Annotated in this window: 15 protein-coding genes; all 15 read right to left on the reverse strand. The window is 37.2% G+C overall.

The window, feature by feature from the left end; genetic code table 11:
* Nucleotides 1-136: 136 nt before the first annotated feature.
* The 15 genes from CA598_RS12245 to glmS all read right to left on the reverse strand — a co-directional run bounded on the left by CA598_RS12245 (nucleotide 137) and on the right by glmS (nucleotide 25,523).
* Nucleotides 137-508, reverse strand: coding sequence for an iron chaperone (locus CA598_RS12245; protein WP_094871735.1), 372 nt, complete (start codon nucleotides 506-508; stop codon nucleotides 137-139).
* A gap of 368 nt (nucleotides 509-876) precedes the next feature.
* Entirely contained in the window at nucleotides 877-5,571 is a 4,695-nt protein-coding gene (avs4, locus tag CA598_RS12250; protein ID WP_094876672.1) for an AVAST type 4 anti-phage nuclease Avs4, read from the reverse strand.
* A 216-nt stretch (nucleotides 5,572-5,787) separates the two neighbouring features.
* Nucleotides 5,788-6,534, reverse strand: coding sequence for a hypothetical protein (locus CA598_RS12255; protein ID WP_094876673.1), 747 nt, complete (start codon nucleotides 6,532-6,534; stop codon nucleotides 5,788-5,790).
* A gap of 407 nt (nucleotides 6,535-6,941) precedes the next feature.
* Nucleotides 6,942-7,808, reverse strand: coding sequence for a hypothetical protein (locus CA598_RS12260; RefSeq protein WP_094876674.1), 867 nt, complete (start codon nucleotides 7,806-7,808; stop codon nucleotides 6,942-6,944).
* Nucleotides 7,809-8,027: 219 nt separating this feature from the next.
* Nucleotides 8,028-10,685 carry a DEAD/DEAH box helicase gene (locus tag CA598_RS12265; RefSeq protein ID WP_094876675.1) on the reverse strand — a complete coding sequence of 886 codons (2,658 nt, stop codon included), beginning with the start codon at nucleotides 10,683-10,685 and terminating at the stop codon, nucleotides 8,028-8,030.
* A gap of 80 nt (nucleotides 10,686-10,765) precedes the next feature.
* On the reverse strand, nucleotides 10,766-11,230 hold the full coding sequence (locus tag CA598_RS12270) for a hypothetical protein (protein WP_094876676.1): 465 nt from the start codon (nucleotides 11,228-11,230) through the stop codon (nucleotides 10,766-10,768).
* Complete coding sequence (locus tag CA598_RS12275) at nucleotides 11,223-12,059, reverse strand: hypothetical protein (protein WP_094876677.1); 837 nt, start codon at nucleotides 12,057-12,059, stop codon at nucleotides 11,223-11,225. Before CA598_RS12275 ends, CA598_RS12270 begins: the two co-directional genes overlap by 8 nt.
* Before the next feature lie 918 nt (nucleotides 12,060-12,977).
* Nucleotides 12,978-14,261, reverse strand: coding sequence for a TnsD family Tn7-like transposition protein (locus CA598_RS12280; RefSeq protein WP_094876678.1), 1,284 nt, complete (start codon nucleotides 14,259-14,261; stop codon nucleotides 12,978-12,980).
* A gap of 47 nt (nucleotides 14,262-14,308) precedes the next feature.
* Nucleotides 14,309-16,114 carry a TnsD family Tn7-like transposition protein gene (locus CA598_RS12285; protein WP_094876679.1) on the reverse strand — a complete coding sequence of 602 codons (1,806 nt, stop codon included), beginning with the start codon at nucleotides 16,112-16,114 and terminating at the stop codon, nucleotides 14,309-14,311.
* Nucleotides 16,115-16,126: 12 nt separating this feature from the next.
* Complete coding sequence (locus CA598_RS12290) at nucleotides 16,127-17,854, reverse strand: AAA family ATPase (protein WP_094876680.1); 1,728 nt, start codon at nucleotides 17,852-17,854, stop codon at nucleotides 16,127-16,129.
* Nucleotides 17,838-20,012, reverse strand: coding sequence for a Mu transposase C-terminal domain-containing protein (locus tag CA598_RS12295; RefSeq protein ID WP_094876703.1), 2,175 nt, complete (start codon nucleotides 20,010-20,012; stop codon nucleotides 17,838-17,840). Before CA598_RS12295 ends, CA598_RS12290 begins: the two co-directional genes overlap by 17 nt.
* A gap of 19 nt (nucleotides 20,013-20,031) precedes the next feature.
* A complete protein-coding gene (locus CA598_RS12300; protein ID WP_094876681.1) occupies nucleotides 20,032-20,871 on the reverse strand; it encodes a TnsA endonuclease N-terminal domain-containing protein in 840 nt (279 codons plus the stop codon).
* A gap of 1,009 nt (nucleotides 20,872-21,880) precedes the next feature.
* Nucleotides 21,881-23,101, reverse strand: coding sequence for a hypothetical protein (locus CA598_RS12305; RefSeq protein ID WP_094876682.1), 1,221 nt, complete (start codon nucleotides 23,099-23,101; stop codon nucleotides 21,881-21,883).
* Nucleotides 23,102-23,170: 69 nt separating this feature from the next.
* Entirely contained in the window at nucleotides 23,171-23,368 is a 198-nt protein-coding gene (locus CA598_RS12310; protein WP_256990480.1) for a PTS glucose transporter subunit IIA, read from the reverse strand.
* Nucleotides 23,369-23,690: 322 nt separating this feature from the next.
* Complete coding sequence (gene glmS, locus CA598_RS12315; protein ID WP_094876683.1) at nucleotides 23,691-25,523, reverse strand: glutamine--fructose-6-phosphate transaminase (isomerizing); 1,833 nt, start codon at nucleotides 25,521-25,523, stop codon at nucleotides 23,691-23,693.
* Nucleotides 25,524-25,668: the final 145 nt, after the last annotated feature.

Consider the following 25,668-nt stretch of genomic DNA (forward strand, 5'->3'; position numbering starts at 1 on the left):
TATTTTCGCTCCCAATAACGACTAGCAAGCATATTAATCCCATTTCCAGTAACCCTTTATATAAGAATGTCTTACTCCTAATTAAAAAAATCCCGATGATGTATTCATCATCGAGGCTAACTACTTTTTTTATATTTTATTTTCGCCAAAAAGTTGAACAATCTGCCTTGTCCATAATGTTAAACTCGATCATTTTCTCAAGTAATGAGAAATCAACCGGGCTATCCCACCGGATCCGTAACAACTGCTTGGTGTGATCATAGCCTGCCTGTACAATTTCATCAGAGAAATGATTAATCCCTGCGATTTCAGGCGCAACAGCCATATGTTGTTTGGATACGCTAAAGCCAATAATATAGGTGTCATGATCGGTGAACATAGGCTGATTCCACGCAATTTTTGGTTTTAAATCTGTGAATTTCTTAGTTACCCAAGCCAACACCTCTTCCATTCGCTCCCGATGCTGCGGGTTATCAATTTGCGCTAAATAGTCTGCAAAAACCTCCATGTCGATCACTCCTAACCTCAGAATCGCCTTTTGTTCAGGCGCAGCTACAAAAAAACACCCCGTTAGATAATCATATCTAACGGGGTGTTAGGGTGCAACTTTTTATAATGTTACGATTGTTCAGTGACAATATAGTTGGTGTCTGAAAAAACCTGTAAAATCAAGGATTTTTTTTATTTTACCTCTTAATTAATTTCACAATATAGTTGGTGTCTAAGAAAAAGACATAACCTACTTGATGACATTAAAGTTTGTTTCTAATTTTTACATTAGAGTTGGTTCCTAACATTTATTTACGATTGAGAATTTTACTTTTCCATAGTTTCATAATGTACGAAATATTGTAAAACCTCACCTGAAGTAGGACATCATAAAATACTTTCTCTTAATAAATATCCATGTATAGAACCTCGTTCAATCATGAATTCAAGAATCGGAATAATCTTGTTTTTCAATCTTATTTCTTGTTTGATTTTCTGTCTATTAATGAAGATATATTTTCTCAAGAACATTTCCAAATAGTATAAGGTATTAGATTCTAAATCATCAAGATTTAAAGACTTGTTATTCGCTACAATTGTATGAAGCCACTCAATACCTTCATCTTTAAAATTGCTTCCGATTGTATTCAAAACTTTTACAATAGAGTACATTACAGATGGGATATTCCCAATTTCTTTAGAGGCGCTAGTGTAGAGAGTCAAATTTTCCTTTTTTAAGCTACGCCATTCTTCAATTCCTTCACGCCACCAACGCCATGCAAACAAGTAATTTATTATGATTTCTTTTAAATGATAGGCACTTGGATTTGAACATAGTTCTCTTATTTTAGGGTAAATATTATTCCATACATGCCAAAACTGTTCATAATTATTCAAGTAATCTTCCGCACTTACTAATGCTTCAATGAATGAAGCTGTTTCTTCTGTTGAAGAAAACGAATCAACAAATGGTTTTAGAAACACATCAATTTCACTTTTTTCTCTTAGTAAAATGAAATAAGCAAATCTTTTGAAAATATGTCTGCGTAACAAGTAAATGTTAGAGTCGTCTCCCGAATCATCTTTGTAACTTCTTCTGTCTTTAAATAACTGTGCAGCTAATAAAGGTAATGTTTCCGTATAAATGTCTAAGTGAATTTTATCTTTCGTCTCAGAGGGAATTAACTGAAGTACTATTTCCAAGTCATGAATATCAAGTAAGGCAATATTATTTATATCAAATAATATATTTTCAAAAGTGAAATCTTCATCTATTTTGCCTAATCTTTCAAAAATTGAACTTTTAGAAATTCGCCCCCAACCTTTTTCTTTCCTTATTTCAGTAATAATATTTTTATAGATAGGTTTGATTTTTATATAACCAAACAAAATTGATTGTGCAACATTTGTACTATTTTCCCATAATTTTGATTTGTGAATTGCTTCAATAACGTAGTCACATATTCTCTTGTAATTCCCAATTGACGTTTCATCTAAAAGTGCCAAAACCATTATCGAAATATAATCTTCTGTTTCTTCTGGATTTTCAAATACTAATGCTGGAATTGCATGAACAGCTGCTTCAACTCCTTCACTTATTTGATAACCATAATCATCTGCAAAAAGATAAGATATTGTTGCAAGAACCGTTTCTTTACAATAAGCTTTATCTTCTTTTGATAGTTTGTCTTTGTGCTCAAGTAATAATTTGGAACACGAAAACGCAGGTATAGAATAATCAAGCATACCTACATTTCGTCCCGCTTTCAGTTCTTCAACAAGTTGTTTTGTTTCGGATAAAGCTAACAGCGGATTGTCGTCATATTCCTCTTGTTTTGTGTTTTTAGTTTGATTTGTTGTACCAATCAAAAAATCTGCCCACACTCTTAGCGAAGAATATTTAAAAACATCTTGATAGTGATTTAAGGTTTCTTCACTTTCCTTTTCAAGCTCATCAGGAAGCTCCTTGGGACTAAATTCTACTAGAAAATGGTTGTCGTCGTGTTTTGATATTTTTGGTATTAAATTCCTTCTGTCCATCCTTGCTAACAAAATTCCATAAGATTTACTTGTTGAGGCGCTTGATTTATGTTGGTCAATTATCTCATACAATTTTTTGATAAATTCAGTGTTTTGCTCTTCTATAAAATCTTTTACACCAAAAAGCTGATAATTCAAAAACAATGACTCTAAATTTGAGTTTCTATGTTTATCTTCGCAAGTGTTCAATCTTTCATCTGTGTATAAAATATCTTTGATTTTATCCATTCCATATCCTATTGAATACAGCGATTTTGTTTGAAATTCATTTGTGGACCTGAATGTATCCATATGAAATAATTCTATTGTTTTGAATAAAATCAAAGCAACATCATAGAACTTATCAGGTTTTGCAAGCAAAATACTACAAACTATAGAAGTAAGAGAAGCTGATTTGGATCGTTTCAGAATTAGTAGAAGAATATCCTGAATTATTTCAGAATTTAGGATTTGAGAAAAATCCAGAAGAGTTTTTTCTAATGCCATATGTATTGACTGCAATACGTTTGGCACACTAGGGCTTCCGTTTCCACGATACATATTCCATATAGCACCACTCAAATATTGTGTTACTTCCCTTTCATTAATGTGTAATGTAACTCCTACGACATCTTCTTTTCCATAATCAGATTTACTATAAGATTCAACAGCCCTATTCGTAAAATCTATAATAAAATCAAGCGTTTTATAGAATTCAATTTGTAATAACCATTTTATTGGTGTTTGATTAGCACTTGAAGGAAAATATTTAAATTCGTGTTTTCCTGATAGACCATATCTACTTTCCATTGTGTCTCTATCATATCCAAACCTAAATCTGTCTTGCTTTTCCGGCTGTTTTTGCCAAAACAAATCACACAATTGAATAACGGATAGCGGAAGCGTTTTAATTAATTCGGTAGCTATGTATGGTTTCTCTAGAATTTTTGAGCAAAGTTCTTCGTATGGATCTCTGTGTTCAGTCCATTTATTAAATACTACCTTGTCAAATATATCTTTAAGTTCTGATTTTAGTTCATTGGCTGCATTGAAAACCACTTTCATTAAATTTTCTTCTTTTTCTTCTTGTATATAGAAGTTTTCTTCAGTTTCAGTTTTTTGAATTACGCTCAATGCTAATAAGCCTGCGTATCTTGTTGTTTTTCCTGTTTTGTTAAAATCGCACCAATCGGTTAAAACCGGTAAAATAAGTTTTAAATTGTTATCAAAAAACTCAGATTTATGTTTGTAAATAAGGGTAATTACTTCTTCCCAACCTTTACCTTTAGGTTTTATAATTTCAATATTTTGAATCGCTGAGATATCAGTGCAAGCAATTCTTAGTAGAAACAAAATTCTTTTTAGTATTTTAAAATCGTCAGCAATTATTTCCTTTTCTAAAGTGTTGAAAAATATCTCTGAATAATCAGACAATAAAACAGAAACTAAAATTTCATCTTTCCAAAATTGTGTTATTTCAACGTTTGTGAATGCGCCTTGAATAAAACTTTCTATTTCTTTACTGTTTTCAGATAAATGGTCTGATAACCAAAATCTAAATGCTCTGCGAATTGGCAATGAAATTCCTAAGTCATCAAAAAATTCTTTTGTGTTTGTATAATTCGAAAAACTGCGGGAAACTATTTTGTCCAACGCCCATTCTTCATAAATATCATGAGTAATAAAATATCCGTAATGTGTGTCGTCATATCCAAGTATTTCGTCTTGCTTTAATTGAAACAATGCTGATTGTGGCAAATCATCTGCATTGATATAAAATCGTCCCGTTTCACATCTTTGTTTGGCAATGCTGATAATACAGCGTTCTCTTTCAAGATGAAGGTTGTCTTTTTGAACAATATCTTGAATTCTTTTTTTCCAAAGTAAGTCAATAAACCCATTATAGTTTCCTTGTTTGTCAATGTTTGAATATTGTTGAGCATACTCTCTTAGATAAAACAAGTTTCTAAGTCGTTCTAAGAATTTTTGATTATCAGGAAGTGAGAATTCGTATTCATCTGCTATTGATTGCAATTCACTAACACTAATCAAAGAAACGTTATTCACATCAAAAGGCAACTGATAACTCTCCTTGATGTGAAAAATCAAATCATTAAGATAAGCGTAGCGTGTTGTAAAGATTATACTCCAAGCATTCTCTTTTAACTTTTGTATTAGAGTAGTGAGAATGTCATTGTTAGAAATCTCTGCAAGTTTTTCTGCGGAATCAATTACAAATATTTTAAGTGGTTCATCTTTGTAAGCATTGAGAAACTGTGCAAAAGTAAATTTGTGGTCAATGTGAAATATGTCGTTGATATGATTTACATTCAGTTCATTTGCTTTAAACACAGAAATCGGCATTTTATTACAATAAGAATTATAGAACTCTTTGAAAATTGCGGTTTTACCGCAACCGCCTTCACCTGAAATAATTATGTTTTTTTTCTTTTCACAAGTGGTAGCTAGTTCTTTAACCACAGAACTTCGGTCAATTTTAATCCGTTTATCTCCAAATGATATTTCTGTTTGAATTGCTTGTAAAATATTCTCGTTGTGTTTAGAAATTTCATCAAGCAAATCTCCTTCGTTCGGTTCAAGACTAAAAAAAATATCATTGATGTATTTGTTCTCAGGCAAAGACAATTGTAGTTCAAAATGACTTGGAACTCGCCATTGGATGTTAATTCCTTCTGTCTTAGCTGCTTTCTCAATGTCTAATTGGTATTGAGGCTTCTTCTTACTTTTATTGGTGCTTTCGGAAAGTTCTTTATTGATGTATAAATGTAATTCATCTAATTGTTTGTTTTTGGTTTTGGCTTTCTTGATCGAATCAATAATGTCGTCTTTGTTGTCAGCGATTGCTGTTGTATAATATTTAGATTGAAAACCATAATATTTGCCGCCTTTTTCGATTGGCTCTGTCTCAATTCCTGTTTGGTTTTTATAGCGAAATAATCCAATTCGGTTATTAAACTCAGCACAGAAAAGCAAATAAGACATTTGTTCAAATGCCCATGTCTCCTGATTGTCGTATTTCACACCGAAAATTTTCCAACTCATTTATCTGCATCCTTCCTTGTATGTTATAGCCCGCCAGAGAAGGCGAGCACCTTTGGGAGGGGATTAGGAATTCTTCTATTAACACTCAATATACATCTCACTGTCTTGGCGCTCTGCCTTTCAACATTGTTCCATTCACGATGTCGATCCTCTTGATAGCTCTTATGGGTTGACATTATTCAATTCTGATGGCTGCTTGAGACTCATCTTGATATATTAATTCAAATCGCCGAATATGGCATCAGTAAGAAATGCAAGTTTAGTTTTAGCTGTCTCTACTTCAGTCTCTGTCATACCATTTAATATAACAAAAACTTTAGTCCCTTCATAAAAGGTCATTCCTAATGTTTGACATTTGAATCCATCAACTTCGCTAAATTGGTATGTAAAAATATCAGGATTATTCCCTTTTAAGTCTGACTTCCAGTGCCTTTGTTCTGACTCTAAAAGATTGGATGACCGTTTGTTGAATTCTGTTCCGTTTGGATCATCAGCATGATCAAATAATGTTGATACCACCATGCAATTACCTTTAAAAACATCATTATATTCATAGAAATATAAAGCTCTTGCAATAGCCTCAAATGAATGCCTTAATTTAAGAGTATCAACTGTAATCCAAAGAACCGGAAATTCTTTCTTCTTCAGTTTTAAAACTGCTTTTTTATCTATCTGAATTATTTTTGGATTACGTAATCTACTACGGCTGACTTTCGTTGCTGTATGCACATAGGCTACAAAGTTATTACCTACTTTACCACTTAAATTGGCCATCAAGTATTCATCTAAATTAGACTTATTCAAATTATGTTCATCACAAGAAGGAACTGTAATCAAGTTATTTCTATAGGTTTTATTTAAAATATCTTTCACGTCTTTCTCTTCGGGAAAAAGGCATTTCGGTGGAACATGCTCCATTGAATTAGCTTTATTACCGCACCAGTAACATCTTTCATTATCCATAATTATCTATTATCTCTCCATTAAACATATGATTTTTGTATTGTTCTTAGTCAGTTTTGTATTCATGAACCTGAGAGGCTTAAGGCGCATCAGTAACGGGCTCACAGATGTTATTCGCATAAATCAATTTCAACTTTCAGCAGCACTTCCAACTTATAGCGGATGGATCGTCCCGCACTTAGTGGCTGTAAACAGTAGACCAGGAACCATAAGATTCCGGTAGAACCCGTCACGGTGCCCTGTTCATGCGACCCAAAGCATCGCGTTTAGTATTTCCCCGACCTGACGGCAAAATTTGAGTTTCATAAGTATGTTCTTAAACCAACAAAGCTATATGTATACTAAGTGTTAAGGGCAGGAATACACCACTTGAAAATAAGGCATAACACTCTGTTGGTAAAGAAAAATCAGGAAATATTAACCTTAGACTTATCGTCTTCAATCGCTTGTTCTAGTTCATTGTAAATAGGGAAGTTATCGGCATACTTTTTCATGAACCACTTCATTGTCTTCTCGTCTTTCTTGACAATCCAAACGTTCTCTATACGGTATCCAATAAATGCTTTGTTTAAGAACGCTGCAAATATCCAAATCAAAAAGAATAATAAAGAAAATGAGTAGATGTACGCCTGATATGGAACCAATAACGCCGGATAGTCATTGGAAAACATGAATTTTCTTTCTATTTGCTCAGTTAAAGTTAATAAGCAAAGGCCTCCACCTATCATTGTAAATCCCGTTACTGATACATAACCTATACGAAATGTCTCACATAGCAGTCTTAATATAGGGTTCAAGCGATCCATTCTATATTTCCAATCATAATGTTTAAACAAAAGAACTCTGTATTCTTTGATCTTAATTGAAAAAGATTCTTGCAAAGCTAAAAATGAACTCCATAAAAAATTATGATTCTCATGGGTAGGATTGCTTTTGTAAATCATGTATGAGCTTTTTAATGCCTTAGTTTGAGCAATAATTTGCTTATTCGATTCAAGAAATATTGGCGAGGAAGTTCCACCAAGCTTTTTAATAAACAATTCAAGCGATCTCATCTGGGACGCTGGATGCTTTTGCTCAAATATAGATTCCATTTCAGAAAATAATGGCCCACACACATCTTTTAAATTCATCTCTGTTTTAGCGAGAAAAATATCATGTAATTTCTGAGAACGATTTAATAAATACGTTATGAACCAACCTATAACAACTACGATCGCTGATACTAAAGGGATCAGATCTTTCAAAGTATAATCATCAAATAATTCACTCATGCATATCTCCCCTGCTCTTTATTAAGTTCTGCCTTCCTTATAAACTAATCTTTTATATATTATCTAATCATTCATAATTGCCTGGGTAACGACATGGTGAGTGTTTATGCTTATTAAGCATGAGTGACCCTTTTTCTGTAACAACTTTATTTTCGTAAAATACCACTCCTCCATCTATCAAAATTTGATATTGTTAACAGCAGTATATTATTTCAATTATTAGTTCCCATCTTTGTTTTGGTTGTACAGCATATGTAAATGTACTCGACCATATATGGTTTTGTGTTTATTGATAAATTCCAACTTTTCTACACTATCGAATCCCTTTCTAACTGCTGAGGAAAGGCTGTTCATCAAGCTTTTTTCAAGGTCTTCTTGTAGTGAAAAAAGATCGAGTTCCTCCACCATTCGAGAGACTACCATCATAATAAAAGAGAGCCCTCTCGGAATAAACGTAGATACCAATTCGCGAGCACGCGGACAAATTCTTGCAGTATTGGTGGCACCGTCTGGGTCACCACCTAACATCTGTTCAATTTCATTTAGTGGTCTGCCACTGATCCAACCTTTTATGCCAGGAAGAAGGTTAGACAGCGTAGTCTCGTCCAATGGATAACTGGATGGTTTACCTGCAGCTTTAAGTACGGACCTATAAACATCTTGAAGCAAATAAAACCTAGATTTCTCGTCTTCGATAAGCCATTCAATGGTCCAGTTAACCCAGCCGTTAATCGTGGTTTGTAGATGACCTGCATTAGCTAGCAATCTAAATCTCAATCGTTCCAAGAGATCTATTGGTATACCGCTCTGAGATGCAAGCTTAATTTCAATTATATCAGTCTTGTTCTCAAGTAATGTGTTTGCTTCATCCCACAGTTTCTCAACTTTTTGTTTATAATTTTCTTCACTACCCATATTCTTCGCTAAAAATGCACCGAATGATCGTGATATAAAGTCTTCTGATAATGTCTCATCCGCTTCTGCTTTTAGAGCGGCGAGACGATTTATAGTATATTGGACTTCACGATCTTCCAGACTTCCTTCAGAAACACGTTCAAGAACCACTTCTAGTGGATCACCAATGGTCACACATCGGTCATCTTCAGGCAGTACCGACAATAGTTTTTTTTTCAATTCCTCTGTAGGGGGATATCCTTGATTAAACGTGACAATAGGCTCTGGAATTAGTATAACAACACCGTTTGCAAGGTGACCTGCTCGCCCGGCTCTGGCTGCTGCATTTAAAAGCTCATGGGCCTCCAATTCTTCTCGTTCCTGGTCCTCACCGGTGCGTTTGTCACCCGCAAGCACAGCAAGATGAGCAGGAAGATTTAATCCCTGTGCTAGTGTTGGTGTTGCAACAATGACTCTGGCTCCGTCGCTTCTTCGAAAAAGTCTCTCTGATAGCATTCGTTCCAATCGTAGCATAGATGCATTGTGTGGTACGGCAACAAAATTGGAGCTACCAAAGATCGAGTGTTTCGAATGACCCAATTCTAGCACCAAACTTTTCCACAATTCATTTTCAGAATTATTTAAATCGACTGTTCCCCCAAGGTTATTAATTATATTCCGTGCAGTAATCACTGCATCATCCTTAGTGTTGACGAAAATAATTGTTTTAAGATTAGCTCCATCCGCTCTTATGGCTATTTGAGATGCAATGATATTTGCATTAGGACTTATTCCTATCCCTCCAAATCTAGTTAGCTTACCGGCAAGTGTTACAGGTTCATCCATAATTTTTGTAAAAGCAATTGAATTAGTAGGTAGCCAGTTATGCTGTAAACCCCATACTACATGAGGAAATGCTGTAAGCTCTCGTTTAGCTGACGCCCGCAAAGTAGTAGCATGTTTGCCCTTCTGTTTATTAAGATCACGTTGTGTCCTAATAGCTCGCCTTTTAGCCGAATTGATCTCATCTTCGTTATAAACAACCACCCCGCGGGCCTGACGGCTTGGCTTCCATAAAAGTTCAACAGCATTACATGGACGACCAGATAGATCAGCGATCCAATTCGCAAATTGCTTACCATTTTTAAGCATGGCCGATAAAAATAACAAATCTGCTTCCGGAGAAGCAGTACAAAATGCTAAGAGACATAACATACCATCTAACGAGCGCCTGATTTTACCCGACTGTGGGCTTAGGATATGACATTCATCAAACACCAATAATCCAACATTTTCAAAGGATGAAGGGGTAAACGATAGCATTGCAAGGCATCGTTCTGGAGTCATGACCTCAATATCCTGAAGTTGAGCACCCTCCATAATTAGAGAATCGAAGTCGCTCGATACATCCAGTCCAAATTGTTCCTTTGGAAAAATGGATTGTAAATCCTCGGTAAGTTGCTCAACAAGTGCATGAGTAGGCACTAAAAATATAACTTTTTTTCCTCGAGAAAGTGTTCCAGCAATTTTCAATACACTAACTGTTGTTTTACCAGCACCTGTTGGAAGAACCAGGACCGCAGATTGGCCGGTTTGATAAAACTGATTCTTAATCGCTTCTCGATGATTTGGCCAAAGGAAGGGCATTTCATTCGCACGGAAGCGCAACCACCTTATCCAAAAATCATCATCCGAACCATCAGGTGGAGGGAGTTTGGTCAGGGCTGCTTGTTCAATTGCATTAGCTGAAGAAAGCAGTAATGAAGCCAAGTGAGCAGGACCTGGATAAGCCGTGCTTAATTGAACCTCTCTAAGCTGAGATTTCTTGTAAGATAATTCGATTACATGGGCAAAAGCCTCTTGAGCGCTCGAATACTTACCTGATACCGTCTTAGGAATGGGCATAGACATCATATGAGCGGCAAGAAGCTCAATACCTTCCACAAGCACTGCAGTTAAAGAACAAAGTGCACGCTCTTGCATCGTTCTGCTTTTAGGATTTACATCTCGCCACTTAGTTGCTCGTATTAAAATGTCATTTAGTTTGCCTGTGGTGAGATCTTTTATATGTTCGCCCAGAACTCTGATTTCTTGGGGACCTCTCGGTTTGGGATAAAACTAACAGCTTCAAATGCGTCAGCGTATTGTTCTGCCGCAAGGAACAAAATAGCTGCTGCAGTAGAAGGATCTAAACTATCACGGTCGATCGGAGAAAACCTTTCCTCACTTGATACACTCACCCGACCTCGCGAAATAATGAGCCTTGCTGTTCCTGCAACAAAAGCAGCTGCTTTCCTAAGCGTAGGGTTCACTTCAATGGATGCAACCGTTTCATAAACATCTGCTATACGATCCAAGGGCCATTGCTCATCCGGTTCTTTCATCAAAAAAATTCCATCTGCACTCTTTAACCGGGTAGAGACGAGTTCCGCATAATGGCGGGTCAATAATGATGGAAGAGTATGGGCATCCAAGTCGGGAAGACTAGGTGCCTCGCTCAGTAACATTGAAGTTCGTGCATCAAACATCGGAACACTCCCCTGCTTCAAATTCATCGAGAGAATTGATTACTCGATCCGCCAACTCTTGAAACCATTCCCGCAGATCACCTATTACGATGAACGTTGCACCAATTCGTTGGAGCTGTGAAATATCTGTCAACCCCTCATATCCCTTAAATAACTTCTGCCGCTCCTCAGCCGTACTAATGTCCGAGTTGACAGTCAGTGCAGCTCGGTAGCTTCTGTATGTTTTATCATGAACTCTTGCCGCAGCTAAAGTTGCAGCCGTACCTGTCAACCCGCTTTGTTTGATAAGAGTAATTGCATTTGCCAACAAATCACGTCCACGCTTATTCTGATGATGTTCTTTAAATGCAATCATAACTTTGTTTCTAAAGGTATCTCTTGGGTTTTGTGTGCACTTATCCTCACAAATTGTAGTATGAAGGACTATCTTCTCTACTGGATCCATTTGGATGATCAACCCATCAAGCCCTTGAGTTGTTGAGCTAATATGAGGATCTTTAAGGTAAGTATTCTCGTCTGCTACCTGACATGCCACTATCCATGAGATGCATTCAAATAAAAAGCCATCCCTATGATAGTGAGAGACCTCTATTTCCTTAGGAGTATTTCCACGAATTCGTAATTGTTCACGAGCTTCTTGATAAAACTCTGATATCGTATGTACAGGAACAGTCAAACCAATTTGACTTATTATTTCAGCTGCATGTTCAGCTTGACCTAGAGCGATCAACGCAATAGTCTTGGCAAGCTCATGAATCTCATCAACTGTCCATAAATGGCCGGCAACATTATCATCAACATCTACTAATTGCGAAAAAATACCAGTCATGCTCATAACCACCTAAACTGATAGAATGAGAATCATATATGAAAATGAAGCTTTATCACACTAGATATACACGTATGTTTTATTTTTCTTACCCTTTAGTCAACATATATCCCTGTACAGGGGTTTTTCTGATTATTTCTGGCCGTTTTTGATAAATCACGCGTATATTTTCCTTTCCCCCTCATAATACTAAATATTCCATCAACCCAACTGGTTAGTCTCCTATTATCTTCTTAATGAATTTCTTTGTGCACTCCTTAGTTCTTGGTGCTTATAATGCATTGCTTTGTTGCTGCCAAGCTTATGATATTAGAGGTTTTGAATATATCATTTCACACTTCTGTTTCATTAGATATCAAAGTAACCTAATGACCCAGGTATCATGCTTTTACACAATTGTATCCTTTTTATATAAGTTCAGTTTCCTGATCATAATCTTCAACAATGTAATTGATGCATATTACAGAGGGGGAAGGGATGATGACATAACTTGGCTCGGTCACTTTCTGTTATACTCTTCATGTCGAAATTCATGTTCTAATGCGAAAGAGATTAGTGATTTTAGTTGAATAACAAAAACACAAATTATTGGGTAACCGTATCCATTTTCAGAGCACCACAATACCTAAATACCTATATATTCGACAGCGAAACGGTTTCCCCTGTCATTAGTCCCAATTTTATACACAAATAGACAAATAAAAAACGCGAGAGCTTAACATAATCGCGTTCTTGTTTACTAAATTAAATTTTTTCGAACATGGTAAATTCCGATCATCTTCGTTGTCCTCGCGTATGTTGCTCTTATTCTGAAACCTTTACCGTACTTATAGAAGTTCTAGATTATTACCAAAACAAAAAAGGATTTTGCGCTGCATCACTCACTTTTCTCATAAAAATCAACTGAAACAATACTTCCTATATCAATCGCTTTTGTTGATTAACAATTGTTTGTGGATCACACCCCAGCAACTCAGCTTGTTTTCTTAAAGACAGATTTTGAAGCGACAGCTCTGCATGTTTTATTCTCCACATGCTGCCAAAATCCTTAATCCTTCCGATCTTAAATCGATCCGTGTCCGCCTTATCGGGTCCTTTGCGTGAATATATAAAACCGCAGTCACATATGAATGTACCGACGGGATTGCCAGAGCTCGAACATCTGGTAATCTTACAGGACACAATCACCGGTTGTCTGTAATGGTTTGCCGCTTTATTAAGACATGGCCAAGGTCCATGCCCGAAGGGTTCATAATATATTGTTTTTTCCTCTGCTAGATTATTCATCATGCTCTCAACAGTTTCTCCTAAGAAACCAAGTAATAGAATATGTCGCAGTGGATGGCACGAGACCCTTGGCTTCCTCAATATTTTATGTAACCAGCTATCCCTTTCTCTTATCGTTCCATTTAGTTCAGTCAACAGCCTATCACCGTAGTGAGACCTAAACGCAGAGACCAATCTGTCCCATTTAATTCGATTGCCAGCACGACATACATAACCCTCACTACGTAACTTAGAGACATAGTAGGATTGTATTTTATTAAAACCCACTGAGGGTAATTGTTTGTTTAGTAAATAAAGCGATTGAACAGCTATATATTGGTAGTGCTTTAGGTAAGAGATATCAATAATAGCAGAACTCCTGCCAGTATCAACTACTGATTTCTCCAAAGTAATGAAATGAAAACGATTCTTTTGTGTTTGATGAGATATATTCGATTGTGTAAGCAAAGAATTATGTTTAGGGCAAATATATACACCTTCCAATTGGTGACAACGATGCCAATATGCTTCTCCAAACAACGTTCTATCTTCATCTACACACTCTGAACAATACATTAGTTTTTGTTTTGGTTTGACCGATAAAGCAGCGCGTCCTAAAATCATATTAGCTGATGAAGCTATTTCTGTTTTTACCATTTCGATTAGATTTGTTGATCTCTCATGAGGGATAAATGGAATAAAGTAAGGAAGCAGTGTATGGTCTCGGATTAAGTCTTCAGAGTTGTATACGTGCCCTGGAATCTGACGGGTAAGCTCATCTAATTGAGAAGGGAACCAAATGGAGGAGCAAGTAGAGGGATTTGCAAAAAGTTCGTTCATTGTTTGTTTACTACCTTCATTTCCAGAATTACGATGATATCGGGCAAACACGCTATATAGTAATTCATTCGGAAAGATTGTAGGGAAGAATATCAAAGGGATTCACCTCTTTAATAATTCTTCCCTACTTTGAAAGACTATATTCATCTATCTATCAATACACCTTTCTTCTGAAGAAAATTACGTATATGTTTATCTACATCTTCATCCCCATGCAAATGATAAGAGATCGATGCCTTTACTTTAAATTCTTTTACTGTCATCGAAACATAACCCAGCTTTACAAGCTTCGCATAATTCCTAGGAATACTCCGAATCAAAAAATCCTTAGAACTTTCAACATACTTGTTTATTTCCATCTTAGATAATGGCAGACGCTCATGATAATGACGAAATCTATTAGCATCAGATGGCTCCAACAAATTCAAAATGGTAAGAGTTTTTATAGGACGTTTGTATTCTAAATCTAAACGAGACACTCCATTACGAATCTTTAGTTGCAATTGCTTATCTATATCTTTAAAATCAAGCTTCACCATATCTCGAGGGATTTTAGGAGGTATCCTCTCTTCTAACCATTCCTTATCATTTTTTATTAACCAAAAATAAAGATAATCAGCTTTCTTAATAATATCTTTTCGATTTTGAAATAAATGATTATTTAGCAATTCGGTCATTTCAGCTCTTTTTTTATTTTTCAAAGCTGTAATGTCAACTCCAACTGCAATCTGCTTATAGGCAAGTGTTGCTTCATTATGCATTAAAGATCCTTTTGATACATATTCATGAGATGTAAGTAAAGTTTCCAATTCAGGAACGAAGCCCTGAATTAAACTTTCATATCCACAACCTTGACAATTGTATCGAATTAAAAACAAGCCAGTACGATCATTTGTTTTTCTTGTGCATGTTCTTATAATGGGCTGCCCCTTATTATTGCATTCAGGATTAAGACAGGTCCAGGGCCCGTGTCCAAGGGGAATACTTGTTGCATATGGTTTCTTGCTTAACAATATCTCTCTTAATGAACTATTCAAAAACTTAGCCAACAATAAATAAAAATTTATAAACTGAGGCATACACTCTGGTTTTAGAAACGAGTTTTGAAAATACAAACTGGATAAATTATTCACGTCAAAAATATCATTATACGGAATCGTATGCCAATTCTTATAATCTTCAAAAAGCTTTTTCTTTAGAAATGTACCAGAGATAGTAATATAGCCTTGCTGAAATAAATGTTGATAAAGCTTTATTTGGATTTTTAAAGCCGTCAAATCTTTATAATGATATCGAACGTATAGTAATTCTTCCATAAGTTCGATCTGAAGTTGATATTTCGCCTGATTAATATCAATATGCTCGGCAGGAAAGGCATGTCCATTTTTACAATATGGTTGCCGTAACAGTTGACCAGTCTCATTGGATCCGTATAGAACATCACACTCACGACATTTCGCAATCAATTGAACATTGTGATAAGGGCAAAATTTCAAAAAAGATATTTGATGCTGTCGATGTAGATAGATTTCACCATACTGTTCATAATCATTAAAGATGCATAGAGGACAATACTTCATTTCTGAAGATATTATGGAATTAGCGGTGTTCGCTGGCTGTCCTTTAGAATTCCTTTGATCGGGTGAGCTAGCCATGATTGCTTTAAGCATTATTTTATGCCGCTCCACTGTAAAGAACGCACGATACAATCCATACCAGGTGTAATCGTTTAGTATTTGTTCTAACGAAAATGGATGTCCTTCCGGTAATCTATCAAGCAACACTTGTAAATTCTTAGGAAAGAACGTGTGCTTATAGGAACGAACACCGAATAAATCATGTTTACTTTGCATGATCTCACTATTGCCAGATCGAAGATGATATCGATATATAAGGCTTCTGAAGTCTTCATCCGGCAGAGGTTCTGGAAAAGTGAGTAATTGTATCATATATCCCCCCTTTCAGGAAGTTAAGTTGCGCAATTCATTTATATCTCGTATATAATTTTTTTTCTCAAGTGCCTCTTCTGTGGTTAGTCCCTGCTTATGACCTTCAGCCACTATATATCGAATATCACCTGAAGAAGCCGATCGCTCGACTTTTTCCTTTACAGTTTTTCTAGAAGTATGTTTACTTCCCTTTGATTCATTCCCTTCATACTCTTCTTTGCATACAAGTTTCTTTGCAATTTGAGCATACATTAGAGTTAGATCACTTAATCCTTTGCCGGCTTCATAGACTTCATTAATAACACTCGTCAGTTTTGTAGATGGCTGATCAAATTGCAAGGCAAAACTATTCAATTGCAATAATATTTCGTCTTCTTTCTTCTTTTCAAGTACTCGTGAATGCTCTTTAGCAACACTTCCTTGAACGTTTATTTGATGTGATACTTGTTTAAGATATCCGTTCAAAGGTGCCCAATCCGGTTTAATCTCGTCTAAATCCTTATAAACGGAATAGTCTCCTGAACGGATTTTTTCAAATATAGGCCGAACTAAACCTAAACTGATTTCTGCAACCTCTCGGATAAGACCTACTGTAATTTTTTCATCTCCCCCCTGTACTATAGCTTTTGATTGTACGTGCATAAACAATTTAACTGCAAAATCTGGTATGCCCATTGAATAGAAATACATTGCCTTACAAAGAGCAGGTGTGAGTTCTGTATATGTTAATGTGTATTGCTGCTCCCAGAGGTTCTCAATAAAATACTCCCACTCCCAACTTTCTTCAATCATATGTCCCGATATATTCTCAGAAAACCCATTTGGTATTCCTCTTCGAGTGTTAGCCAACGAATCCTTAAACAGATACAACGCTTTAAAGGATCCTATCAAGATCGTTGGAATTCCTAATGTATTAACAAGTTGAGTAATAAAATCGATCATATTTTCTTTCCCGCCTGAGTATGCCGACTGTATTTTTTGAATTTCATCAATGACCAGAACTCCCAGATTAACTTGAGAGGCAACTTGAATCATTCTCATTACATGTTTGTCGATGGTTCCCGGCCTCTCTCCCCATTTTTCATAAAAAGCTGTACCAAGTGCCTTGTCGACCTCAGCATAAAAACTTTTTATAAAAGTACCTACTGACTTGTTATACGGACACTCCACTTTTAACCACACGAGTTGAGTGGTTGTTATCAACCTTTCATGATACTTATTATGATGAATAACCTTAGGAAACAACTGATTTAGCATCCGTTCATATATTTGTGACTTTCCAAAGCCATTAATAGCAATCTCCACTAAGCTTTGCGCAGTATGAACGTTACCTGCCAGATTTCTCCCTTGATCATCCACACCTGCTTTAAAAATATTATCAAGTCCGACTGCAAACTGACGATTATATATCGCTTGAAGTGGATTACGCGATTGATAACCCAACTTTATCATTGAATACAAATTTCTATACTTATCGTAATGCGCAGGGAAAGGCAGCCAAAAATCAGGCTTAATCTGCTGAACAAGTTCTAGCCTGTCTTCAGCAGGCAATTGTTTAAACTTCAAGTCTTTCGGTGGTTCCGAATTCAATGTATCAATAAAAGAATCAATATCGATTCGATCTGGTAAAGCCTCAATAAAGGGATTCTCACGATTTTTGGGATTAATCTGCTCTGTGTAATGAGCAGCTACATGTACTCCATTATATCCCGAGAAACCACCCTTATTGATCTCGCTCATCACGTATCCTCCGCTCTTGGCTTTTCTTGGTAAAAAGGGACTGAATCTCCGCATTGCCCAACGTAGATCCTTCTTCTACTTTATTTTGAAACGAAATAACTTTTGCGGATGCGGGTGCATCAGCTAAATCAACAGAGTTGTTTACTTCAATAGGGGCTATTGCTGACATTGCTCCCCACGTGTTACTGTCTTTTGCGCGTGTTTCACGCATATTTTGCTTTCTTGAATAAAAGCTTGTTTCTCGTGTAGCTTCCTTCGTCATTCTTGAAGTCAATTTATCAAGCTCAGCAGTAAATGTATGAAGTTCAGCCTTGTGTTGCTTCTCGTTCTTCTCCTGCTCCTTTATCTGGTTGTCTCTGTATTCAAATAGTTTATCAATTTCGTTAAAATGGTGTCCTACAAACTCCTTGGATCTACCAGTAAGTAAACAAGGAATTAGTTTTTTGCCTCGTCTTATAAAAACACTGCTGCAGTTTCTCGGATCATAACTTATTTCCACTTCGCGTTTTCCATCTATCCCAGTACCTTTTCCTTCAAACCAGCCTTCTTCCAGCCCCAACTGAGAAGTATAATATAAGTTTTTGAATTGTATTCCAAAGCGGGTGACTTTACCAATTTCTCGAGGCAATAGATTGTATCGAAGCTCATCTTGACTCTTCTCATGTAGTAATCTTCTGCCCTTATCCCAGTTCCATATTTTTAAAGGAGTCAACTCCACTTGATCCATAAACATATCTTTGGTAGGAACAAAATCTTTGCTTAATGCACTTGCATTATAGGTAATGAAATATACGATCAAGAATCTGTTGAATTCCTCAATCGTCCATGCTGACTCACGAGAAGGATCATAATCCCCTCTATTAATCTGTTTCGCTTCTGTAGAACCTGATAACAATTGACGGATTGTTTCATTGTTAATGTGAAAATGAGACTCAACATATGGTTTCAAATCCCCGCGGTAAGATGGTGCATTTAGAACGTCTACATTCAAATTCACAAACCTTTCAGACATTTGAGCTTTTAGTTCTCCTCTATCGCCAATCAAACTTTGAGGTAACGCATGACACGGCCAATCATCTTCTTTAATATGAATACCATAACGTGCACAACTTTCAACCTTATTTGCTGCAGCATGCTCCACTGCCACCATAGCCTCAAACCAAGATTCAGATGCTAAACTAACATGATAACCAACGATAAGCCTACTGAAGACATCGATTACAACATACAGCGTTGGCTTTCCTAGTATGGTTCTACGGTCAAAAGAAACCAGTATAATGTCGGACCGCGTTGCATCCACCTCAAAAACAGCCCCAACACAGAATGCTCTTTCCGAGGCGTTTCCGATTAATGGTCGAACCTTCATAGTGGCTCTCCGTTTACCTCGTTTATTAACCTCACGTCCAAATTCTGATGAACTGTTTTTGTACCAATATCGAAACTGACGTAAACTGGGGGCCCGGTCAAAATCAACTATAGGTACGCGTACACCATATTTCCTGTAGTAACCGCGTTTATAGAAAGTTTCACACATCCTTTCATGTGTCGTTGAAATATTCATTCCTTGGCGAATGTGAAATATTCGAATAGCGGATTTAAAAATCTCAATATCCGCCTCAGATACTATATATCTATTCGCCGAATAAGGACCTGGTTTTTTTATATATTTCCGCTTTGTTCCCACTGCTCCACAGAAGATATAATTATCCAATAAAGCATTTTTAGATTTCCCATGAAACCAGTATTTTAACAAGTACTCACGTATTACTTTCTGAGATTTCCCTGTATCTAAAAACGCTTCTTTTAGTAACTTCCCTCTAGTTTCAGGGAAATAAATATCGGGCTCGCATTGTGCAAGTCTTTTAATCAGCTCCCATCGTCGATTGCGATTTTCTTTGTACTTCTCTAAATAATTATGGTTAGGTGATAAAAGTTGTATCTCCTCATCAAACTCTATAATCCTGCTGTGGCCCTCATGAATTTCGTCAATTAGGATAGCGTAATTAACCCAATAGGGGACTCTCTTCCGCTTATAGTCTTTAATACTCATCACAACGACATCTTCCAAATTTGCATCAATCCAAAGAACTCGCAAGATATCTTCAATTTTGTAATCTTCAGATAATCTTTCAATCACAGAATTAACGATTAGTTCCACAAAACTCACGATCCTTTCATTATGCAAATTGACTGGAATACCCTGTACTGCGTAAATCCGATATGATTAGTGGCTCTCTTTCTTTGATTATTTTCTTCTCCATATCCGTTCCCCATCTCTTGTTGGCTAAATTATGTTGAAGGACGAACATTGAAGTGCCTGCCTCTAAACCAAATCTCCTGTCCGCACTTAAACATAGATTCGTTAAAACTGTTTTTCCAGCATCATCTAAAAATAATTGTAATAGTGGTTCAGAAACTAGGTTCACTAACTCTACATTGACCCCTTCTCTAGTCTCTAAATACTTAGCACTTGCCATCCACTCTACGTTTTTCACCAATATATCGGGAATCTTATCTTCCGTGATAATGCACCAATCAATGCCTGCTTCCGCAAAATAAACACGCTCAATTTCAAACAACTCTAAAGTTCTGTAATCCAATTCACTTTTAGGTTTGACTGTACGAATAACATCAAATTCACATTTTGAAGAAGATATTGTAAGCCTAAAATCAGTCGTCATAACTACAGGAGTTCCGTCAAGATTAGCATGCTCGATTCCCAGTTCATTTGCAATTTCGATCGTTTTTTCAAGAGGCAGTAAAGGCCATTGCTCTCTGATATCAATAACCTCATCTAGCCATTCACAGTAATATAAGTACTTCCGTTCATGCTCAGAAAGCGTATGGTGGACTCTTTGGGTCTTCCAACCTTTATGTCGTGTAATCCAGCCCTCAGAAGCAATCTTATTGTCATGCCCTTGAATAAAGGGGCTGTAGTCAGCACCTCTTCCCAATCCTCTACCCTTTTTAATATAATTCTTTTGAAGTTGAGCCATTCGAGAGCTACGCTTTGACATCACCCACCTCCAAGGACAAATTCACAGTCATTTGATATATTTTAATCTATATATAAATGATGGCTCCACCTTATATAAAGGGAAGCCATCATTTTACTTGCAAATATTATATGCTGCTCTTCCAATTTATACAAGGATAGTATTTGATTTTTAGAGGCTCTGTTTCGGCTCAGAGTGGGTACACAGCCATGAATTTGAAAACCTTCCACCTTCATTATTATCTATTTTCGGATACTTATGCAGCGTAAGCTTGTCCGCCCAGTTGTTTCCGAGGGCAACCTGAAGTGCGGAGCTGCTGCCGACTCCCCAGCAAACGAAACTCTACGTTTGGTTAAAATGCGTGATAATTCTTTTATTTGTATTTCTTCTGATAATGCTATAAATTTGTTATGTACACCTTGTGTGCCGCCGGTGTAGGTTCAATTCCTTCGCTCTCCTACGCGATGCTTCATTTGCAAAACAACTGGTTCTTAGGAAACCTCTTTGCAGGTCTAACAAGTACTTCAGTTGCTATTCTTGCCTCTTTACCTAAGAAGGGAATGGTGCTTATGAGCTCTATCATTATACTGTTGTCCCTGGTGGCTTGCGGAGAGTTGGTGTATGGATTGCATGGTTCATAGTAACCCTGGGGCAACGCTCAAAGAATAAAGCCGTCCACTGGACGGCTTTTTGTATGCCAAGATTTAAACTTGATTCTGTAGACCTTTAGATGGGGATTTTATATTCACAAATGACAAACTTATCTTATGCTCGACATGTTGATAGTCTATTCAGCTGCCCCAACGCGTTTTTTTCATCTGGATACATGCCGTTAATCCTGAGCAATAGCTATTGTAGTGCCACGGTCGTTTACCTAGAGTAGCTGTTGATTAGAAATCTACTCTCGGCAGGCCACGACAGAAAGAAACGCTTTGCAAACCGCACCTGCCTTCAATGGTCAGCTTCAAGCCGAATCCTGCAAGTCTTTGGCTAATCTACAATTTCATCTCCTTAATCATCAATACTCAGTTTAATCTAAAGCAATATCTGACCATCTTTCAATTATTGAATCAGTTTCTTCCCATATGTTGTTATAGGTTTCGTGTTCATTTAAAAGTATACTGACTAATCCATCAGACGGATCACCCATTGAACGTGGTAACTTGATAACCTGATACTGAATTATTGTATGTTTCGGGAATTTTTTCGGTACTTCTGAGAACCAAAAGCTAGTAGGCGGATTGAGGGCTTCATTTACTAAAGGTACAATATATCGAGCCAAATTGTCTAAATCGATCTCTTGGTTTCTTGGCGGTATATACAGGATTGTAAGACTTAAGTTCGCTAATAAGGGTGTTAATAAAGGATAACGTTTGCAGAATTCATTCATCTTTTGTCTAACAGTTTCTTTAAATACTCCCGTCTCTCCTTCCTGGGTTGGAAGGCCAAATGGTTTTAATTCATTAAAGGGTGAAGAGATAATCCAGCTCCGTCCTTCATTAAATAAACTGTCCATGATATCTCCTAACCCGGATGGTTGGGTAAAATAGATATAAGCAAGATCACTTGAATCAAATTTATTTAATTTTAAAAAAGCGGCCTGTGCATCTCTAATTAAGATGTTTTCAAAATTAGCTTCACTGTATTCCTTACCAATGTCAGACAAAAATTCACGATGATCTAATAACCGATCATATGCTCTCTCAAATTCGATATTCTCCTTATCACGATAAAATATTTCACTGGAATCATAACTATAGCACCAGTCATCTTCAGTAAACCTGTGTTCTGATTTAATTAAGCTTAATAGCTTTAAATCTTTTAAGTAGTCTCCCAGCGAAGCCATGGATATTCTAATACTTGGATTCTCTACTGGGAATTGTACGTGATAATTAACAATTAATATACTGATTTGGCGATCATCATATAACGGAAATCGCAAACGGTGTTCTGAGGATCTTCGGTATAACAAATCAATATAGTTTTTCGGGAGATGGTGAATACTAGGCGGGTTCCCTCTAGAAGGGAAGAAGTCCATCTGCATAATGACTGGCCCTCGAAACGGTCCTCGTCTATTTATTCGCATATAAGCATCTACTTGTTCATGAAATACTTTTTTTTCAGGATCGCGCATGCTCTTTTTACTGTAAGGTTCCTGGTCTATTCTGAGACTAAATCGCCTTCCAAAACGGTCAATGTGAGCTTGGTAATTACCTTGACTTGTATTTAATAAATAATCGAGTCTTCTCATATTTCTCCTGTAATTAATGGAATTTAATGGTATTATCTTACTTATGCAAGGGAGAGAATGGCAACTTAATCAATAGTTTGTACTTAACCCTCCTGTCAGACATAAAAAAAGGAGACAAAAAACACAACTATCTCGCGAGTATAAAGTCTCCTTAATTTTCACACCCCCTCCTTTAACATTATTTGTAAAATACTGACCTTTAAATTTAACTGTATTAATTCCAACGCGGATCAATATTTCTGCTCCCTCATTAGAAGTAATATACACGCATGCCCCGTTCGAAAAACGTTTGAAACCATTCCGTCAACAGGAGAAGTTACATCTCCGATGATTGGGTCAAGGGCATTCCGCCTTTCATTGCTCCCGAGGAAAAGGCTGAATCGCAATAATGAGAAGAAGCTAAGAAATATCATGTCCATATCTATAGAAAGAGCCGTCCTCTATAATTCAAGGACGACTCTTACACTTTTATATCATCATACACCAACAATAATGTTCAGACACCAACTTTTATGTCTAGGGACCAATATTAATGTCCAGACACCAACTTTATTGTCACCAGACACGATTTTTGGGGAAAGGATATAACCTACTCCACAGTAACGCTCTTCGCCAAGTTACGTGGTTTATCCACGTCATGACCCAGCGCAAGAGAAGCATAATAAGACAATAATTGCAGAGGTACTACAGACAACGCTGCTGTCAGCATAGGCAATGTCTTAGGAATAACAAACACTTGATCGACTGATCTAAGCAGGTCAGTCAAATGCTCTTGGTGAGTGATTGCAAGCACGTCTGCGCCGCGAGCTTTCACTTCTTTGATGTTGCTGACAGTCTTCTCAAGCACAGCTTCCTGAGTTGCCAAGGCAATAACCGGAACGCCTTCCTCAATCAGAGCCAACGTACCATGCTTCAATTCACCTGCAGCATAAGCTTCGGAGTGAATATAAGAGATTTCTTTCAGCTTCAAGGAACCTTCTTGAGCAACTGCGTAGTCTATACCACGGCCGATGAAGAACAGGTTCTTGTGCTCAGAAATTTGTTCTGCATAACCCTTGATCGCTTCTTTTTGAGCAAGAATCTCTTCCACTTGCTCTGGTAGAGCTTGCATAGCTGCTAGAATTTTAGCCACTTGTGCCTCAGTTTGTGTACCACGTACCTCAGCCAAGTATAGAGCAAACAATCCGAAGGCAATCAATTGTGAAGTGTAAGCTTTGGTCGACGCTACAGCAATTTCTGGACCAGCCAAGGTCACCAAAACATCATTCGCTTCACGAGCGATAGAGCTGCCCACTACGTTAGTGATCGCCAATACATGTGCACCGTTAGCTTGAGCTTCACGTAGAGCTGCCAAAGTATCTGCAGTCTCACCGGATTGGCTGACAACGATAACCAAAGTTTCTGGCGTCACGATTGGTGAACGGTAACGATATTCCGAAGCGATATCATTCTCTACTGGAATACGAACCAAAGATTCAATCAAAGAGCGTCCTACCACGCCAGCGTTGTAAGCTGTTCCGCAAGCAACAACTTGGATGTTACGAATATTCTTGATTTGTTCTTCAGTCATGTTTAGTTCAGGCAAGACAACCTTGTTTCCTTCGGCATTAATACGCCCCCGCATAGTGTCGCGATAAGCCTTAGGCTGCTCGTGGATTTCTTTCAACATGAAATGCTCGTAGCCGCCTTTTTCTGCGGTAACTTCATCCCAATCGACAGTAATCATTTCCCGAGAAATAAAATTGCCTTCAATTGTCATCAGTTCGACAGCATCTCTTGTCAAGACTGCCATTTCGCCGTCGTTCAAAATATATACGTTACGGGTATATTCAAGCAGTGCAGGAATATCTGACCCGATAAAGTTTTCTCCTTCGCCAAGACCGATGATGAGCGGGCTTGCTTGACGCACAGCGACCAATTTATCTGGTTCATATTCAGTCAGGACGCCTAATGCAAATGCACCGCGCATAAAGGTAATCGCTTTTTGCACAGCTTTCACGATATCCCCATCATATTCGCGAGCAATCAGATGTGAAATAACTTCTGTATCTGTTTCGGAGACAAAGTGGCATCCGCCAGCGATCAGCTCTTCCTTCAGATCCAGATAGTTTTCGACAATGCCGTTGTGAACAACCGAGAACTTCATGCTGTTATCCGTATGTGGATGGGAATTCTCATCGGATGGTTTACCGTGAGTTGCCCAGCGTGTGTGTCCGATACCTGCGCTACCTGCCAGTGGGCTGCCTTCCAGCTTCGACTGCAGATTCGCCAAACGGCCTTGTGCTTTCACTACTTGCAGTCCTTCGCCGGTGAATACAGCAATACCAGCGGAATCATATCCCCGATACTCCAGCTTCTTCAATCCTTCAACCAAGATCCCCTGCGAATTCTGATTACCAATATATCCTACAATACCACACATTATAATTTCCCCCGTCCGAGTTATCGTAATGTGGCGGCATAAGGAAAGAAACGTGCCGTGCGGCATGTTTTTGAGAAAAAGCAAATATTCTGTTGTATTTTGGATCAACAAAATAAACTGTCACTTACATCTTATGTTTCATGAA

The organism is Paenibacillus sp. VTT E-133291 (assembly GCF_002264395.1).
Taxonomy (GTDB): Bacteria; Bacillota; Bacilli; order Paenibacillales; family Paenibacillaceae; genus Paenibacillus_AQ; species Paenibacillus_AQ nitricinens.